The organism is Spirosoma sp. KNUC1025, assembly GCF_045160025.1.
GTDB lineage: Bacteria > Bacteroidota > Bacteroidia > Cytophagales > Spirosomataceae > Spirosoma.
Window position 1 is genome coordinate 1,065,339 of the sequence record NZ_CP087139.1, and the last position, 18,675, is coordinate 1,084,013.

16 protein-coding genes and 1 pseudogene are annotated in these 18,675 nt (G+C 50.8%); 6 read left to right on the forward strand and 11 right to left on the reverse strand.

What is annotated here, in order from left to right:
• Positions 1-26 precede the first annotated feature (26 nt).
• From LN737_RS04635 to LN737_RS04655, 5 genes are all read right to left on the reverse strand, one after another.
• A complete protein-coding gene (locus tag LN737_RS04635; RefSeq protein WP_405516638.1) occupies positions 27-431 on the reverse strand; it encodes a hypothetical protein in 405 nt (134 codons plus the stop codon).
• Positions 432-447: 16 nt separating this feature from the next.
• The gene (locus LN737_RS04640) at positions 448-828 is read right to left on the reverse strand and encodes a hypothetical protein (protein ID WP_405516639.1); all 381 of its coding nucleotides are present in this window, start codon (positions 826-828) and stop codon (positions 448-450) included.
• Complete coding sequence (locus tag LN737_RS04645) at positions 825-980, reverse strand: hypothetical protein (RefSeq protein WP_405516641.1); 156 nt, start codon at positions 978-980, stop codon at positions 825-827. The genes LN737_RS04640 and LN737_RS04645 overlap by 4 nt, the downstream gene beginning before the upstream one ends.
• Before the next feature lie 487 nt (positions 981-1,467).
• Positions 1,468-1,962: an SDR family oxidoreductase gene (locus LN737_RS04650; RefSeq protein WP_405516643.1), complete on the reverse strand. Its 495-nt coding sequence runs from the start codon at positions 1,960-1,962 to the stop codon at positions 1,468-1,470.
• Between the two features lie 338 nt (positions 1,963-2,300).
• On the reverse strand, positions 2,301-3,197 hold the full coding sequence (locus LN737_RS04655) for an AraC family transcriptional regulator (protein WP_405516645.1): 897 nt from the start codon (positions 3,195-3,197) through the stop codon (positions 2,301-2,303).
• 242 nt (positions 3,198-3,439) lie between these two features.
• Between LN737_RS04655 and LN737_RS04660 the strand changes: the two genes are divergently transcribed.
• From LN737_RS04660 to LN737_RS04685, 6 genes and pseudogenes are all read left to right on the forward strand, one after another.
• Positions 3,440-4,924 (forward strand): arabinose isomerase, encoded by a 1,485-nt coding sequence (locus LN737_RS04660; protein WP_405516647.1) that lies wholly within the window; start codon positions 3,440-3,442, stop codon positions 4,922-4,924.
• 89 nt (positions 4,925-5,013) lie between these two features.
• A complete protein-coding gene (locus LN737_RS04665) occupies positions 5,014-6,231 on the forward strand; it encodes a glycoside hydrolase N-terminal domain-containing protein (RefSeq protein ID WP_405516649.1) in 1,218 nt (405 codons plus the stop codon).
• Positions 6,156-7,126 (forward strand): annotated as a pseudogene (locus LN737_RS04670) (glycosyl hydrolase family 95 catalytic domain-containing protein); the annotation flags it as partial. The gene LN737_RS04665 and the pseudogene LN737_RS04670, both read left to right, overlap by 76 nt.
• A 54-nt stretch (positions 7,127-7,180) precedes the next feature.
• Positions 7,181-7,528 carry a glycoside hydrolase family 95-like protein gene (locus LN737_RS04675; RefSeq protein ID WP_405520306.1) on the forward strand — a complete coding sequence of 116 codons (348 nt, stop codon included), beginning with the start codon at positions 7,181-7,183 and terminating at the stop codon, positions 7,526-7,528.
• 42 nt (positions 7,529-7,570) lie between these two features.
• Complete coding sequence (locus LN737_RS04680; RefSeq protein ID WP_405516651.1) at positions 7,571-9,700, forward strand: TIM-barrel domain-containing protein; 2,130 nt, start codon at positions 7,571-7,573, stop codon at positions 9,698-9,700.
• Between the two features lie 671 nt (positions 9,701-10,371).
• Entirely contained in the window at positions 10,372-10,872 is a 501-nt protein-coding gene (locus tag LN737_RS04685; RefSeq protein WP_405520308.1) for a transposase, read from the forward strand.
• Between the two features lie 87 nt (positions 10,873-10,959).
• On the opposite strand, the gene LN737_RS04690 is transcribed toward LN737_RS04685, so the two are convergent.
• The 6 genes from LN737_RS04690 to LN737_RS04715 all read right to left on the reverse strand — a co-directional run bounded on the left by LN737_RS04690 (position 10,960) and on the right by LN737_RS04715 (position 18,665).
• A complete protein-coding gene (locus LN737_RS04690; RefSeq protein ID WP_405516653.1) occupies positions 10,960-12,021 on the reverse strand; it encodes an endo-1,4-beta-xylanase in 1,062 nt (353 codons plus the stop codon).
• A gap of 23 nt (positions 12,022-12,044) precedes the next feature.
• Positions 12,045-13,097 carry a glycoside hydrolase family 43 protein gene (locus tag LN737_RS04695; protein WP_405516655.1) on the reverse strand — a complete coding sequence of 351 codons (1,053 nt, stop codon included), beginning with the start codon at positions 13,095-13,097 and terminating at the stop codon, positions 12,045-12,047.
• Positions 13,098-13,188: 91 nt separating this feature from the next.
• Entirely contained in the window at positions 13,189-14,304 is a 1,116-nt protein-coding gene (locus tag LN737_RS04700; RefSeq protein ID WP_405516657.1) for an endo-1,4-beta-xylanase, read from the reverse strand.
• A 66-nt stretch (positions 14,305-14,370) separates the two neighbouring features.
• Positions 14,371-16,254, reverse strand: coding sequence for an alpha/beta hydrolase-fold protein (locus LN737_RS04705; protein WP_405520310.1), 1,884 nt, complete (start codon positions 16,252-16,254; stop codon positions 14,371-14,373).
• Between the two features lie 86 nt (positions 16,255-16,340).
• Positions 16,341-17,456 (reverse strand): alpha/beta hydrolase-fold protein, encoded by a 1,116-nt coding sequence (locus tag LN737_RS04710; RefSeq protein WP_405516659.1) that lies wholly within the window; start codon positions 17,454-17,456, stop codon positions 16,341-16,343.
• Between the two features lie 129 nt (positions 17,457-17,585).
• Positions 17,586-18,665 carry an esterase family protein gene (locus LN737_RS04715; protein ID WP_405516661.1) on the reverse strand — a complete coding sequence of 360 codons (1,080 nt, stop codon included), beginning with the start codon at positions 18,663-18,665 and terminating at the stop codon, positions 17,586-17,588.
• Between the last annotated feature and the right edge of the window lie 10 nt (positions 18,666-18,675).

The window sequence follows — 18,675 nt, forward strand, 5'->3', positions numbered from 1 at the left end:
TCGCCCACGGGATAAAATACTGAAAATTAGGCGCATCCGTATGACCGCCAGGCTAGTTCGCCATCCATTAACCCGGTTAGGACAGCGGGCATTTTTTCGGTCGTATAATCATTGCTAACCCCTAAGTCCCTTGCCCCCAATAATTTGAAAACTGGTCCGGCGGCTATTGTAGCCTTATAACTTCCGGTTTGGACGAGCCATTTGGCATCACCTTTTTCAGGGATTCCATAACTGACGAATGTCGGCCGTGGGGCACACAAAGCCAGTAACTCATGCGAGTCGACTGGCAGGTCGCAACCAGTTTTTCTGCCACCCCATAATTCGTCAGCAGCATACTTCAGGTAATTACCAGCCATCCAATGATAGCCTCCACTATTGGCAAGGTTTTCGACGGCTTCGCTAAATACCGCCGTTGTAACGTAGTGCCGCACTTTCCCGATAAACCGATCAATGCCAATCCGAATCGCTAATCAAAAGCCATCGTAACCAGTGCTGCTTTTCCATACCGCAAACTCCTTCGATACCCACTTGTCTGGCGTTTACCTGCAAATAGTTCAACGCCCGGGAAGACCCCAAGCCCAGGCGTGTAGGGCGCCCCAATCGTCGGACTTGCGGGGCTGGCCTTTGTTCACTAACAATACCCCTTGTCAGACCGGCGCCGTTGTCGGCCTGAATGCTGCTCGTTTCCAGGGTACAGTATCCCCATCCTGCCGCTAACAATTGCTTGGTTGGCAGTGAATCACCATTCGGTTCGAGTGCTCGAAGTTGAGGATCGAGACGTGCATAAGAATCTTTCAGTCCTTCTTTACCTTTGCTTAAATATTTCAATCGCCACCCTCGCAGCAACGAAGGGGGAAGGGGACAGCAGGGCGGCCTGTGCCGTTGTACTTTCGAGAAGTCTCAGTATGGCCATCACGGATGGCTTCCTGGACGATGGAATAGCGGTCTTCGGGAGCAAAACTCCGCCTTGCTTTGCTCATGGTATCTGAATGTAAAAGGACTAATCGCAGTGGCGAACCACCTGTTTTTGCAATTTTGTCCAATCATTCAGGGGATTAAGACATTCGACTCAGCACAAACAATGACACGTACACCTGTATTTGTGGGCATGACTTTTCCGGAAAACATACTGAGGGTTTCGTGAACGATTTTATTTTGTGTTCAAATCAAAGGCAAATAATTATTCTACAGGCTCTTACCTAGTTCATAAAAATGCAATAAATAATGTTTTCGTGAACGGATCTTAATATGACCCCCCTGATGTTGTCCAGCGTGAGCAATTCTTACATGTGCCCGACTCCTGTTCTACCGCTCCATCAGAGTCAAAAATAGGCTTTAGCTTGTAGCAATTAATACACCTGCTTCAGCGGATGCACCATAAATTCGTCAATCACTACGTGGGGGCAACTGATTATAAACAGCATCGACTCGGCCATGTCTTCACTTTGCAAGTAGTCTTTTTAGGTTTCATGGCCATGTCCTTTGGCGTGAAAATGGGAATCCACCAGCCCTGAATACACGCCCGTCACTTTGATCCCATACGGACTGACTTCCGTAAGGCGCTTCCTGCGCGTATTTGCTGGCCGTATAAAGGGAGCCCCCTGTAAACGTCCGCTTAGCTACGTCTGATGCGACAATGATAATGTGACCCGATGCCTGCGCTTTTAAGGCTGGCAAAGCGGCCTTGGCCAGCAGAAAAGTGCCTTTGATATTGGTCGCCATGACACTATCCCATTCACTGATGGTGAGTTCATCGACATTCTTAAAAATACCATAGCCCGCATTATTGATCACCACATCAATGTGGTTGAACTGAGTAAGAGTGGTTTTTACAACCGCTTCCATATCCGACTCGGTTGCCACGTCGCCAGGTATCGCTACAATTTTTCCGAGAAGGTTGCCTTGGGTAGCCGGTTTTTCGAGTTCCTTCCGTTCATCGGCATTCCGAGCCGTAACGACCACATTAGCTCCGTGTTCAGCTAGTAGTAGGGCGGTTGCCCGGCCAATTCCCCGTAGGCACCGGAAATAATAATGGTTTTGTTGTCTATCGCCATAGTCATTCGTAGCAAAACGCTAAGGTCGTAGAGACTGGACTTGGAACAAAACGCTCGATGTGGTTGCCACTGATGAGGAATGGGACGCGGTCCTAGGGACAAATCTAAATTATCCCTGGGCATACTAAGGTCTAAGATTAAAAACGAGCATCCTTTATCTGTAGACTACTCCAGTGCAATCTTCCATTCATTTTGTCATATACGACTGACTATCAGGACATTTCTAGCAAGTCCAGTAGCCTAAGTTTAGTACTTAATAGCTAATTTATCTGCCTGGCGAAATTGAAGGGGCGGAATACCCGTCTTATTTTTAAAGATGCGCGAGAAATAAAACTCTGATCCGAACCCTGTCTGTGTGGCGATCTGCCCAACGGACAGCGTTGTTTCCCGGAGTAGCTGCCGGGCGCGTTTCAGCCGTAGCTCCAGGTGATACTGCCCTGGGGCAACGCCCAGTATTTCCTTAAATTCCCGCCGAAACCAGGCATAACTCACATTGAGTTCTCTGGCCAGTTCCTGCATATCGATCTCCTGCTCTTCGTGCTCATGAATGCGAAACCGCGCTCGGTCGATCAGTTGCCTCCGCCGGTTTTGTGTCGAATCGGCGGTTAAGGAGGATGCATACACTAAGGAAAGGAGCTGAATGGTCAGGCACGAGGTAAGCTCCTGAAAATTAGTGTCTTCATATCGAACGGTATCAACCAAGCGGGAAAAAATGTGGAAAAATTCGGTGTTGAAGCCAATATTAAGGAGGGGCGCGTCGGGTTTGATACTGGCCTGTGTCATCAGGTATTCGGCATAGGGTCCCTTAAAACCTACCCAGAATTCTTCCCAGCCCGTTTCATTCGTCGGCTGGAAACGGTGCCATACGCCCGGAAATAGGAGAAATACAGTTCCTGCTTCGACGATGGTTGACGGGCTGCCAGCCGATTCAAAGCTGCCCTGCCCCTGCGCGATATATACTAACTGAAATTCATGTAACGTTCGCCCCTGCTGCCAATCGAAGTAGTAATCGCCCGGATGACCACGGTCTGGGTATGGTTTCCGGGCCGGGTGCAGGTTATGCCCCACGTTCAGCACGATTACGCCCCAGTTTGGCCTGAACAGGGCTGTCTCAGCCACTACCTTTTCGAAATACTTTCTCATACCCGAGATTCTTAGCAAAAAGTGCAAAAAACAGATCAAATTAGATAAGAAAATATAGAATTACATCGTGGTACCTTTGTATAATTCTACTACACTTTTTGACGATTGAAAGAAAATGACGTATCATTCAACTTATCCGCCATTAGTAGGACCGTATGTCTGATGGGTAGATACGCATTCTTTTTTGTTGTATTTGCTTACGCCTGCTGACTGACTTTCCCATTTCATGCTTCATACGTTCTATGAATCAAGTATCTGCTTCCCTTCGTCAAATTTCCTCTGATCCGTCGCTTTCGACGAGCCAGTTTCCACTTCGGATTGGTCTCTTTAGTATTGGTCTGGAAGCCTACTGGGCCCAGTTTGATGGGTTAAAGGATCGGCTGGATGGCTATGTGGCTGAACTGGAAGTGGCCATGCAGCGGCCGGGCGTCGAACTGGTCAATCTGGGCATGATCGACACACCGGGAAAGGGGATGCTGGCCGGGCACCAGTTTCGGCAAGCCGATGTCGATCTGATTTTTTTATACGTCACTACCTACGCTCTTTCGTCCACGGTTTTGCCCGTTGTACGGCGGGCCAACGTACCGGTTATCGTACTCAATCTTGCTCCTGAGCCAGCTATCAACTATACCTGGTTCAACAACCTCAACGACCGGACAAAAATGACGGGCGAATGGCTAGCCTACTGCTCGGCCTGTCCGGTACCTGAACTCGCTTCGGTTTTCCAACGGTCGAATATCAACTTTTACCAGGTTACCGGCATGCTCCATCATGATGTCGAAGCCTGGACGGAGATTGATGAGTGGATCGATGCGGCCAGGGTAGCTAGCGTAATGGCTCACAATCGTTTAGGCATCATGGGCAATTATTACGGCGGTATGCTCGACATTTACTCCAACCTAACCCTACACTGCGCCACGTTTGGAGGTCACATCGAAATCGTTGAGGTCGACCAACTGTCTGCCTTTCGTCAGGTAGTGACGCCAACCGAAATTGACGACCGGGTTGTCTATTTTTTAGAGGTCTTCGATGTACAGCCCGACTGCACGACCGAAGAACTGCGACGAGCTGCCCAAACGTCCGTTGCCCTAGATCGGCTGGTAAATGAGCTGCAATTGGGATCGTTAGCCTACTATTACAAGGGTACCGGTAACGCCTGGAACGAAGATACGATGAGTTCGGTCATTCTGGGTAATTCAATGCTGACAGCCAGGGGAGTTCCCGTTGCTGGCGAGTATGAAGTGAAGAACGTACAGGCCATGAAAATTATGGATTCGTTTGGGGTTGGAGGCTCGTTCACGGAGTATTATGCTCTGGATTTTACGGACGATGTAGTGCTGATGGGACATGATGGACCCGGACACATTGCCATTGCCGAAGGCAAAACCAAAGTGCGCCCGCTCTACGTCTATCATGGGAAAGTCGGTAAGGGGCTATCGGTCGAGATGTCGGTGAAACAGGGGCCCGTTACGTTGTTATCCGTTGTGGAAACCGTCGACGGAAAAATTCAACTGCTAGTGGCCGAAGGCGAGTCAGTACCAGGCCCCATTCTGGAGATTGGCAATACGAACAGCCGCTACCGTTTTCCGATTGGGGCGCGGAGATTTGTCAACGATTGGAACAGCCACGGTCCGGCACACCACTGCGCGGTAGGTATCGGGCATATCGGTTCAAAGTTGAAGAAATTAGGGCATCTGCTTCAGATCGAGGTTATCCAGGTCTGTTAGCGAAACTACGTATGGCAACAAACCCGGATTTTCATAGCTTGCCAAAAAATTGTCGTGAAGTAAATCAACCCTCTTTTTTGTAAACACGTATGCGAATTCGTTTTCTGTTATTACTCCTATTACCTGGTATTTCGCTCGCTCAACCCCTGAAACTCTGGTATAAACAACCTGCCCGCAACTGGAATGAGGCCTTACCGGTGGGCAATGGACGATTAGGCGCCATGATTTTTGGTAAGGTCGATGAAGAGCTGCTGCAGCTCAACGAAAGTACCCTGTGGTCGGGTGGTCCCGTCAACCCGAATCCGAATCCGACTTCGCCAACGTACCTGCCGCAGATTCGTAAGGCACTGGATGACGAGAACTACGAACTGGCAACGTCGCTTACAAAAAAAATGCAGGGACTGTATACGGAATCGTATGAACCTCTGGCCGACCTGCTGATTCGCCAGCCCTTTTCCGGCAAACCAACGAATTACTACCGCGATCTGAATATTGAGGATGCCACAGCAACGACGCGCTTTACGGTCGATGGCGTTACGTATAGTCGGGAAATATTCGTGTCGGCACCCGATCAGGTTATTGTAGTTCGATTGATGGCCAGTCAGGCAGGTAAGCTGAATTTCGTGGCCAGCCTCAACAGTCAGCTTCGCTATACACTATCGGCAATGGGCCCGCGCGAACTCGCCCTGACCGGCAAAGCACCCGCTCACACCGACCCAAACTACGTAAACAACACGGTCAATCCCGTAAACTACACCGACACGACCCAGTGCCGGGGGATGCGCTATGCACTGCGCATCCGGGCGCTACCCGGTAGTAGAAGCGGAACCATTACGACCGATACCGCCGGACTGCACGTTAGCCAGGCTACCGAAGTGGTGCTGCTGCTGTCTGCCGCAACCAGTTTTAACGGCTTTGATAAATGTCCGGATAAAGAGGGGAAAAACGAGATCCAACTTGTGGAGAACTACCTGAACGGGGCGGCTCGTAAACCCTACGAAAGCCTGAAACAGGCCCATAAAACCGATTATCAATCGTATTTCAACCGTGTTTCGCTTACGTTGGCTGGTACCCAAGAGGCCAATCGACCTACGGACGAACGGCTACGACAGTATGCTACCGGTGGTCAGGATCTTGGTCTGGAGCGCCTGTATTACCAATACGGCCGTTACCTGCTCATATCCAGTTCGCGTCCTGCGGGCAGTGGTCCGGTACCAGCACCCCCGCCAATTTGCAGGGTATCTGGAATCCGCACGTTCGCCCACCCTGGAGCAGCAACTATACCATCAATATTAATACCGAGATGAACTACTGGCCCGCCGAGATGAGTAATCTATCGGAAATGCACCGCCCTTTGTTCGATCTCATTAGGGATGTGTCCGTAACGGGGAAGGCAACGGCTAAAAACTTTTACGGAGCCAGTGGCTGGGTCGCCCATCACAATACCGACATCTGGGCCATCTCAAACCCCGTTGGCGACCTCGGTAAAGGCGACCCCGTCTGGGCCAACTGGTCAATGGGGGGAGCGTGGTTGTGCCAGCATCTCTACGACCACTACCGCTATACGGGCGACCAGGCGTTTCTGCGCGACCGCGCTTATCCGCTCATGAAAGGGGCCGCCCAATTCTGCCTGGACTGGTTGATAAAAGATAAAAATGGGTATTGGGTAACCTCGCCCTCGACCACCCCGAAAACCTGTTTGTTGGTCCAGATGGCAAGCCTGGGCAGGTGTCGGTCGCGACCACGATGGATATGTCGATCATCTGGGACCTGTTCACCAACGTAATCGACGCATCGACACAGCTAAATATCGATGCGGCTTTTCGGCAGCAGGTGGCAGATGTTCGGGCAAAGATGTATCCGCTAAAAATCGGTAAAAAGGGCAGTTTGCAGGAATGGAGCAAGGATTTTGACGAGGTTGACCCGCAGCATCGGCATACCTCTCATTTGTTTGGGCTGCATCCGGGTCGGCAGATGGCTCCCCTTACCACCCCCGAACTGGCAGCCGCAGCCCGCAAAACCCTTGAACTTCGGGGCGATGGCGGAACGGGCTGGAGCAAAGCCTGGAAAATCAATTTCTGGGCGCGGCTCAACGACGGAAACCATGCCTACAAACTCCTGCGCGAATTGCTGAAACTAACCGGCGATGCAGGGACCGATTACGCCAATGCGGGTGGTACGTATCCCAATCTGTTCTGCGCCCATCCGCCGTTTCAGATCGACGGTAATTTTGGCGGAATTTCGGGTATGGGCGAAATGCTCCTGCAAAGTCACCTCGGCGACGTATGGCTGCTGCCCGCCCTGCCCGATGCATGGTCGGGTGGTCAGGTGCGGGGACTACGGGCGCGGGGTGGCTTTGAGATTGTATCACTCGACTGGCAGGGCGGAAAAATCAGCAAACTCGTCATCCGGTCGACACTGGGAGGCAACTGCCGGATTCGTGTTCCCAATGCTTTAAAAACAGCAGGACGTAGCGCCCTGAAACCGGCCAGCGGCACCAATCCGAATCCGTTGTTTCAAAGTATGCCGGTTGTCGGCAATCAGCCGACACAGGTGTATGATTTCCCGACAAAGGCTGGCGGGGTGTATACCTTCGTGAACTAGCGTCAAACAGGAAACAACCTGGTCAACCCAACACCAATTATCTTGAAAACGCTGTTCCTGTTTTTGCTTACGGCATCGTTCGCCACTGCACAGGTTGTTACCTGGGTCCCCGTTCAACCCGGCATCTGGAAAGCTTCGGTCGGCAAACCTGAAGCCTATAACTTACTGACCGCCAGCGAGGCCAGGCCGAACGTAGCAGCCTTAACGAAGCTGGGTCAATCCGCATTTCCGTTACCGCAGTCAGCAATTACGGCCCGCGTTGTTGATGGGAAAACGTACCTGCATTTCCCGCTTAACCGGACGGAACAACTGTATGGATTTGGGCTTAACTTTCAGACAGTTCACCAGCGCGGGCGGATTTTAAACCTGCATGTCGATCATTTTGGTGGCTCCGACAACGGCCGAACGCACGCACCCACCCCGTTTTACGTATCGTCGGATGGGTACGGTGTTTTTATCAATTCGGCCCGTTACCTGACCGTTTATGCGGGTACAGCCGTTCGCAAAGACAGCCCGGATCCGCCCAAATCGCAGGATCGCAATACAGACAAATCATGGACCAGTCGACCTTATTCCGATGCCGTGGAAATTCTGGTTCCGGCTGCGGGGGTGGAGCTATACGTCTTTGCCGGCCCGAAGCCGCTCGACGTTGTTCGGCGGTACAACCTCTTCAATGGGGGTGGGTGCCTGCCTCCGCGCTGGGGACTTGGGTTTCAGCAACGGGTTCAGCGGTTGTATACGGCGGAGCAGGTACAGGCCGAAGCGGAGCAGTTTGAGCAGAAAGGGTTTCCGCTCGACGTAGTCGGGCTGGAACCGGGCTGGCAAAGTAAATCGTATCCGTGCACCTTTGAGTGGGACAAAACCCGATTCCCTGACCCCCGTGATTTTTTGCAAACGATGCTGCGCAACGGTGTCCGGGCTAATCTCTGGCTCAATCCATACGTAGCGCCATCGGCGTCGATCTTTAGCTCGATTAAGCCCTTTACGGCCTCACACACCGTCTGGACAGGGCAAGTGCCTGATCTGACCCTCCCAAAAGCGCGACAGATTTTCTTTGGTCAACTGGCAAGTGATGGCGTAAACAATGGCGTGAGCGGCTACAAAATTGATGAGGTAGACGGCTATGATTCCTGGCTCTGGCCCGATGTCGCTACGTTCCCATCGGGTCATGCCGCCGAGCAGATGCGCCAAACGTATGGGCTGCTCATGCAACGCTACAGCATGGATATGTACCGAAAACAGAACAACCGCACATTCGGGCTGATACGGGCATCGAATGGCGGTGGCTCCCAGTTTCCTTACGTGATTTACAACGATTATTACAAACATGAGGATTTCATTACGGCCTTGATCAACAGCAGTTTTGCTGGAGTCTTGTGGACGCCGGAGGTTCGGTCGTCCGCGAGCAGTGAAGAGTGGATACGTCGGATTCAGACCGTCGTTTTTTCACCTTTAGCCATGATTAACGCCTGGGATAGTGGCACCAAGCCCTGGTCATTTGCCGATGTGAGCCAGCCTGTGCAGGACATGGCGCTGCTGCGGATGCGGATGATGCCCTACTGGTACAGCGAGTTTGCCAAGTATCATTTCGACGGTACGCCCCCGTTTCGGGCGATGAATCTGGAAGAAGGTTTTCAGTCGGAGGTGAAACACGAACTGGTTACGACGAGCCTGGAGAAAAACCCGTATGCCGAAGCCGTACAGAAGGAAATAAAAGACCAGTATATGGCGGGTGAGTATTTGCTGGTGGCGCCCTTGTTCAACGGGCAGAAGAGCCGTACGGTAACTTTACCCACGGGCAACTGGTATGATTTCTACACCGGTGAGCTGGTGGGCAATGGCCAGCAGATTACCGTATCGCCGGGACTGGACCGGATTCCGGTTTATGTGAAAGATGGTGGGATTATTCCCATGATGCCCGCCCGGCTCCATGCCCCAAAATCAGGGGAGACGGTGCCCATCGAAGTTCGCTATTACGGTACCAAACCAGGACTTTACCGGCTGTACGACGATGATGGCGAGACGTTTAACTACGAAAAAGGGCAGTATAGTTTCCGGGAAATTCGCGTGGCGAAACAGTCAAACGGTCAGATCAGCGGGACTATTTCGGCCCCTGAACCCGGCAAGCCCAACACCGTAGGGGCCGTTACGTTTACCCAGATGACCCGGTAGATTCGTACATATACATCGCTACGTACATGATGGCTAACCTGCACAAACGACCAGACGATGTAACCTGCTGGAACCAGTTTCGGCTGAGTGACGACCTAGCACTGGGACAGCTCATGAACTGGTATTACGTTGCCCTGTATCAATATGGCTGGTTTTCCATTGCCACTAGGTGTTTGTACATCCTATGATAAGGCTGGGCTGTTGAGACGTTTAGGGTATTCCTTTGTTGAGGAAAGCGTTGGCCGATTTTTGATTCCTGATGCAGGGGGTGATGACCAGTATGAAAAGAACCGGTCGGTCCTTGCCGACGAAAAATTTCCGGTACGGTCCTATATTTATTTTTTCCGGGCAAGCTTAAGTCCGCAGGGCAAGACCTGCACCATGAGGCTATTTTACAGCGAGTTGATCTGGCTCTCAAACGGGCAAAGGAGTGTGGATCGAAAAATATCGTATTTGGCAGTGGTGGTTCTCGCGCTATTCCCGACGGTTTTGACCGGGCTACTGCCAAAGCCCAGCATATTGCGTTATGCCAGAAGATGGCACCCCTTGCTCAAAAATATGGGGTCATCTGGCCGAAGGGCTACTTGTAAATTATCCTATAATGTAGCTATTCGTATACGACTGTTGTCGTTGACAACTATTGAATTTTTGCGAAGTAGGTCATAATCCGAATCGGAGGTTTCTATGGACTCAAATTGCACTTGGTCATAAATGAATTAGGACAGATTATGAATTGCCTAATCACACCCGCCAACGTCTCGGATAATAACGATAGTGCTTTACGCAAGTTGGTGAAGGGCCTAACGGGTAAGTGCTATGCCGATAAAGGCTATATGAGTAAACTCTTTGAATCCTTTTACCAGCAAAGCCTTCACATCGTCACCAAACTTCGCAAGAATATGAAGAATCAGTTGGTTGAGTTGAGTGATAAGCTACGGCTACGTCAGCGGGCTTTAATTGAATCAGTGAACGATATTTTACTAAGTGTCCTGGATATCAACCATACTCGGCACCGTTCACCCCTCAATGCGCTATTGCATACGCTGGGCGGGTTAGTAGCCTATCACTTTTACGATACTAAGCCCTGTGTATTTATCCCAAAGCCGAAAATTAATCCTGTATTCACGTTAATTTATATACGACAAGATACTTCATTCTTCAGCAGGACATAACACGCTCGGAACGTAAGCCTAAACAGTTTTATAAAGCCGTATTTTTTGAATCTCTGACTTGCCCAAATTGGCTGCGATAGTTGTTTTCTAGAATTTCACTACGCCTTCATACGCTTTTTTGGGCTGGCCGTTCTGATCAAACAGTAAGGGAAAATCTTTGCGACCGGGAACGGGGAAATTATCCAGCCAGGAATATTTGTCCGTTAGGTTCCAGAACGTAACGCCAGTAATCTTGTCGCGATGCTTGCGAAATACGTCGAACAGCATTTTGTAATGAGCCGCCTGTTTGTCGTTCATTTCGGGTGTAAACTCACTTTTGTCAGTATCCTTTTTGGCCCGACGCTCGTGCTCTTTTGGATACACCGACACATCGACCTCCGTAAACTGAATCTTCAGGCCCAAGCTGGCGAACTTGTTAATGGACTCCTCCAGCTCTTGTCTGGTCGGCTCGTAAATGGACCAGTGCGCCTGCAACCCCACTCCGTTGATAGGTACGCCTTTGTCTTTCAGTTTCTTCAGGAGTTGGTAGATACGCTCCCGCTTCGAGGCATTTTCGGTGTTATAATCATTATAGAACAGCTGCGCAGAAGGGTCGGCTTCGTGGGCGTACTGAAACGCTTTTTCGATATAATCCTCCCCGATGATTTCGTAGAATTTCGTTTTGCGATAAATGCCCGTGCCTGTATCCGGGACGGCTTCGTTCACGACGTCCCAAGCGTAGATCGTGCCCTTGTAGCGACCCATTACGTCAGTAATATGCCGTTTCAGGCGGGCCAGTAACAGCTCCCGACTCACCGGTTTACCTGTCGAATCGGTAAATAACCAGCGGGGTGTCTGATTGTGCCAGCAAAGGGTATGGCCCCGCAGTTTGATCTTGTTTTGTTTGGCAAAGTCGGCGATGGCGTCGGCATCGTTCCAGTTATATCGATTCTCTTCCGGATGAATCGGGCCCATTTTCATCGCATTTTCGGGTGTCATGCTGTTGAACTGGGCTTTGATCAAGTCGGCATCGGGCCCAGGCTGTATCATCCTTGGGTTTACGGCCACGCCAATCGGGAAATAGTTTTTGTAATAATCTTTCAGCCCTTTTTCGGGTGCTACAAAAGCGACCGTCAGGGCAAGTAGCGCACAGGAACTTAGTTTACGCATGGCTAAAATGGGTTAGGGCTAATTTATTTGTAGGCTTCGATCGGTTTGATCGTGCCGTCTGGATTATAGGTCAGCTCGGTTACTTTCACATTCCGTAGGTGAGTTTTGCCCGAAAGCTGTACATCGTGATAGAACAGATACCATTTGGGGCCTACCTGCACGATGGAGTGGTGATTGGTCCAGCCAAGAACGGGCTTCAGCACCACGCCTTTATACGTAAATGGTCCGTATGGATTGTCGCCGATGGCGTAGCAAAGGTTGTGCGTATCGCCGGTCGAATACGAGAAGTAGTATTTGCCATTATACTTATGCAACCAGGCTGCTTCAAAAAACCGTTTGTCGTTGTCTTTCTCCAGAAAAGGTTTTCCGTTCGCATCCAGAATCTGTACGTCCCGCACTGGCTCAGCGAAGCTTTTCATGTCAGCACTCAAGCGGGCAATGCGGGGAAGGTACGCTACCTCGTCTTTCTTCTTCAAAGCACCTTTTGGGTCGTACTGATTGTTAGTCCAGCGTTGTAACTGACCGCCCCAGATACCTCCAAAATACAGGTAGGCTTTCCCATCCGTATCCTGAAAGACGGTTGGATCGATGCTGTAGCTTCCCTTAATCGGCTCTGGTTCGGCTTTAAACGGCCCGGTTGGGCTTTTGCTGGTCGCCACGCCGATGCGAAAAATATCCTGTTTGTCTTTAACCGGGAAATAGAGATAATACGTACCGTTTTTGACCGTAGCGTCGGGGGCCCAAAGCTGACGGCCCGCCCAGGGGATGTCTTTCAGGTCGAGCGCAACGCCATTGTCTTTGACGGGGCCACCAATCTTGTCCATCGACAGCACATGGTAGTCGCGCATGGCAAAATGGCCGCCTTCATCATCCTCTTTAACATCCTTCGCATCAATGTCGTGCGAGGGATAGATGTAAATTTTACCGTTAAAAACATGGGCTGACGGGTCAGCTGTGTAAATGTGCGATACCAGGGGCTGCGAAATCGGCGTTTTGCCACCGCTGGTTTGTGCGAAGGCCGTTAGAGAGCAGCCGGTGAGGGCAGCCAGGACCAGGGTTGTGTATATTCGTTGCATCAGGGGTAAATACGTTATCTTGGTTTTGAATTAGTGACAGGTGTAAAAACCGGCTACGTCTGGTTTTTTACACACAGGGATTTCTGAAACCTTATTTCTTCAGGGCAATGACCTTCTCAAAAGCGGGCTTGGGCTGGTTATTTCGGTCAAACAACAGCGGATAACTAGTTCGTCCCCGTATGGGCCAGTTGTTCAGCCAGCTATTGGCATCGTTGACACCCCAGAACGTAACACGAGTGACTTTGTCTTTATGCTTGAGAAACAGCTTGAACAGAGCTTCATAGTCAGCGGCCAGCTGTTGCTGAACAGAATCAGGTAATGCCTCGGGATAGGGGTTCGACTGGGCATTTGCGGTCATACGCTGGCCGACATCGGCTCCCTGGAAGTTGCGTGGCAGCACTTCAATGTCCAGTTCGGTAAACATGACCTTTACACCTAATGCCAAGTACTGAAGAATACTTTCTTCGATGTCTTTCAGGGGGACTTTTCCAACGTGCCAGTGCCCCTGAATACCGACTCCATCGATACGTACCCCGGCTGCCTTGATCTTTTTTATGAGTTCAATACAGCCCGCCCGCTTAGCCGGTTGTTCGTTGTTATAGTCGTTGTAGTACAGTTCCGTTTTTGGCGCTGCCTGCTGGGCCAGTCGGAACGCTTCCGTAACAAAATCATCGCCGAGGTATTGCAGGAAGACAGATTTGCGCATCGTCCCATCTTCATTCAGGGCCTCGTTGACAACATCCCACGAAAGAACCTTTCCATCATAGCGTCCTGCGACTGTTTTGATGTGTTCGGTAAAGAACGTCCGGATCGAATCTGCACTTTTGATCCCTCGAATGAACGGAGGTAACTGACTATGCCAGATCAGCGTATGCCCGTTGATTTTGATGTTATGCTTTTTGCCAAAGGCCACCAGTTTATCCGCCATTTCGAAATTATATGTGTCCCAGCCCGGATGGATCAGCGCCGACTTCATAATGTTTTCGGGCGTGGCCATGTTGAATTGGCTGACAATGAATTCCGTCATTTTTGGGTCACGTTCGTCGATTTGGGCGTTGTTCAGCGCCGTACCAATGCCAAAATCCTTTTTGAAGGTGTCTTTTAAGGAGGGAATCGTTTGGGCATAAACCGATCCTAGCGGCAGAATAGCGGTTGCCAGAAAAAAAGCAGTCTTATTCAGCGAGAAGATATTTCTATAAGCTGACATGTTAATTAGATAGGTTGAGTGATGAAACCTACAAGGTCTCGCAGACCTTATAGGTTTGGGGTTATTTTACCTGAACAGCACTTGTGCATACTGGAACAAATCATGCCGCCACACGGGCCACGTGTGCCCACCAGCGTATTCGCTGTACTGGTATTTTACGCCCATCTCATCGAACTTTTTCATCATCACCTGGCAATTTTGATAGGCGATATCTTCCTTCCCTCCCATCGAAATCCAGAACGGTTTCAGATTCGAGTTGATGCTGGCGGCATTGACTTTCATAAATTCATACTGCGGGTCCGATAGTTTAGGATTATTGGCGAACCAGCCCGAACTGAACACACCCAGCGACGAAAACATGGTGTTGTTTTTGATGCCTGCATACAGCGTTTGCAGGCCTCCCATCGACAAACCTGCCAGTGCCCGGCTTTTCGCGTCGGTTTCCACGCGGAAGTTGCTTTCCACAAAGGGAATAGCGCCCAGTTTGAGCTCGTTTTCAAACGCCTTCAATACGTTTTCGTTAAAACCGGCCAGTCCACCAGCGCTTACGTTACCATCGAGCATGGCAATGATCATCGGCTTTGCTTTGTTTTCGGCGATCAGGTTATCCAGAATCATATCCGTTTTGCCCTGCGTAGCCCAGCCGCGCTGATCTTCGCCACCACCGTGGAGCAGGTACAGCACCGGATATTTTTCGGTCGATTTGTCGTAGCCGGGTGGTGTGTACACATACATCTCACGCCAGGTATTGGTCGCTTTGGAGAGGTATCGTTTTACGCGGATATCGCCGTGGGGCACGTCCTTCATGGCGTAAAAAGCACCGTCTTTGTCGGGGATTTCGATGCCGCTGGCCATGCGCCCCATGCCGTAAAAGGATTCACTGGCCGGGTCGGCGATGGCTACTCCGTCGATTAGCAGCGAATAGTAATGAAAGCCCCGGCTGATGGAATCGGTGGTGGCCGTCCAGAAGCCACTAGTATCTTTCACCATGTCGTATTTTTTTCCCAGATCGACCTGTACTTTCTGGGCGTCGGGCGCTTTTACGCGAAATACCACGCGGTTATCCGGTAGAATTTGCGGGTACTTACCATTGCGGATGTTGGTCGGTGCGGGGGTTCCCAATACAGTGTATTTGGTCAGCGAAGCATTGTCGACGGGCTTGAACAGAAATTGGGAGAACATATACAGCCCATTTTTCCAGACCTTGAAATCGTGCCCTCCCGGTTCGACGTAGTAGATATGCGGTACGTCGCGCTGATAGAGGTAGTCGTGAGTACGTTTGCTGAACGAAATCAGGCCGTCGGCATCACCACACGAGATCCATAGCAGTTTCAGCTTCTGTTTGGCATCAGCAGGGTTCGGTACCAGTTCTTCGGGCCGTTTGGTGTTGGGGGCCGACGAGAAACCACCCACCCAGGCGAATTTGTCGAGATTACCCAGGCCGAAATTCAGTGACTGGCCGCCCCCCATCGACAAACCGGCAATGGCGCGGTGTTCGCGATCAGTCAGCGTGGAATACTTCTTCTCAACGAACGGGATCAGGTCGTTCAGCAGGTCTTTTTCAAACGTAGCGAAGGCGTCTACTTTGTCTTTGTCGAAAACGTTACCTACTGCCCGGTCATCTTTCATGGCACGCCCGTTGGGCATGACCACAATCATCGGCTGAATCTTCTTTTGAGCGTACAGATTATCCAGAATAACCTGCGGAGTGCCTCCCCGAAGCCATTCCTTTTCGTCGCCACCGATGCCGTGCAGCAGGTATAACACCGGATATTTCGTTTTTCGGTTAAAGCCGGGTGGCGTGTATACCAATGCTTTCCGGGTTGTACCAACCGTTTTAGAATCGTATCGGATAGTGTCCAGCTTACCAGTGGCTATGCCTGTTTGCAACTGGTCGAAGCCTTTTGGCGCTTCTTTGTCGATGGTTTGCGAATAGGAGGCTGATGCCATTACCGTAGCAACGACGACAACGCTAATTGCCCTTTGCAGAAATAAAATCGTTTTCATGATATAGGTAGGTGTTGAGGCCAGTCTTACTATTTGAACAGCAGCGGGGCCAGCTCGTGCAAGCTCCGACGCCAGGTCAGAAATTCGTGAGCAGTCTTATCCGAAACATAGGAAACCGCATTGTAACCGGCAGCTTTTAGATCAGTAGCCGATTTGTTTACGCCATCGGGCCGTTCCTTACTGCCGCAGCTGATGAAAACAAGCTTCGGTTTGGCTTTGCCGTTGAGGTCGTCCGGCGCGTAAACACCACCGCTGAGCAGACCGTAATATCCGAATACATCCGGTTTGTTGAGGGTAATCATTTTGGTTTCCATGCCGCCCATCGACAGGCCCGCCATCGCCCGGTTATCCCGGTTGTTCAAAGTGCGAAAATTGGCATCGACGTACGGAATCAGCTCGTCGGTCAACACCGTCTGGAAAGGGTCGATCTTGAACTCTCTTATTTTGCCAAATTTCACTTCGTTGGTCATGCCGTAGGTCATCACGATGATAAAGGGCTTGATTTTGCCTTCGGCAATCAGGTTGTCCATAATCAGGTTCGCGTGCCCCTGATTACTCCAGGCGGTTTCATCCTCACCCCAGCCATGTTGCAGGTATAGCACCGGATATTTTTTCGATTTTTCTTTCTCATAACCCGGCGGTGTGTACACAAACGCCCGGCGAGACGTACCCGTGCTTTTTGAGGGGAACAACACCTGCTGCACATTGCCGTGCGGTACGTCTTTCAGGGCATAAAAATCCTGGTCGTGAGCAGGAATCTCAATGCCGCTTTCCCAACGAACAGAACCGTAATAATTCAGCGTACCGGGGTCGTTGAAGGTACCTCCATCAATGGTCAGGTGATAGTAATGGAATCCTTCGTCTAGCGGGCCCGCCGTTGTGCCGGTCCAGAAGCCGTCTTCCCCTTTGGTAAGGATAGTACCACCCCGTCCACCCAGTCCCAGGCTCACCCGGACACTATCGGCCAGGGGTGCCTTAATACGGAACCGTACATAACCCTGCGAATTAACCTGCGGAAATTCCTGCCCCGGCTGATTCAGCGACGATGGTTTGAAATCTTCTGCGATGGCCGATGCCGTTTGCGAATAACTACTCACGCTGATTAACGTGGCTACCACGAATGCAGCAATTGTTTTGAAGGTCATTGGATTATTGGTTTATGTTAGGAATATCGAATAGATTACCTCGTCCCCCAACCCACTGAAGGGTGCCTTGCTCATGGGTAAAAAAAGCCCCCTTCAGGGGTAGGGGGTGAGGTAATCCCCGTCACCGCTTCATTTAAAAAGCTGGGGCAACGTATTGGCGAGGTACAGTTTGCAGTTCATCCAGGTATGGCCACCCGGCACAATGAGCGGTTTGACGTTAATTTTCTTCTCGTTAAACATGGCAATGTTCTGCTTCACGGGCTCGTACAGAAAGTCTTCGGTTCCAACGCTGACGGTGAATAGTTTCAACTGCTTGTTCATCTGTTCGGCATTGGGCGACCAGTTGGTGAAGTTCGTTTTAAACTCGTCGGTAGCCGTGTATGGCGCGTACGAACATACGTAGGCGAATTTGTCGGGGTTGGTCAGGCCGAAATTCAGCGTTTGACCGCCACCTACCGAAAATCCCGCTACGGCCCGGCCTTTGCTTTCCTTGACGACCGGATAATTGGCTTCGATAAATGGCACGATGTCATTGATCATGTCTTTGGTAAAGTCGGGCATGGGAGCCGGGCGTACGTTGCCGTAGGGCATCACAATCAACATGGGCTTGGCTTTTCCCTGTGCAATCAGGTTATCGGCGATCAGATTCGCGCGGCCTACTTTCGTCCAGGTTTCTTCGGTGTCGGAACCGCCGTGAATCAGGTACAGTACCGGATATCTGGTTTTACCGTTGGGGTTAAAACCGGGTGGGGTGTACACCAGCATTTGACGGGTGGTCCCCAACGTACCTGACTTGTAATAGCGGTAGCTGATTTTGCCGTGCGGTACGTTCTGAAGTGAGTGCACCAGCGGCTGATCGCCGGGCACATCGACGATGCTACGTTTAAACCGCTCATTGGCGAAAATATAGGTGTTGCTGGGGTCAGCGAGCTGAACACTATCGACCGTGAAACTATACGGGTAAATATCCGGCTTGACCGGCGGCACCGTAACGCTCCAGATGCCTGAGGTGTCTTTGGTAAGAGCGACAGGCGCTTTCAGAAACTCGCCCGACAGCATGACTTTTTTTGCATTTCGGGAAAAATACCGGAACGTAATGCTATGGTCGGGATGCACATCGGGCGAACTGATGGCCGGTGGCCGTTGCTGCGCCATTACCGAAACACCCGACAAAAGAACAGCCTGCAATAGGTATAAAATACGTTTCATGGGTGGAGCG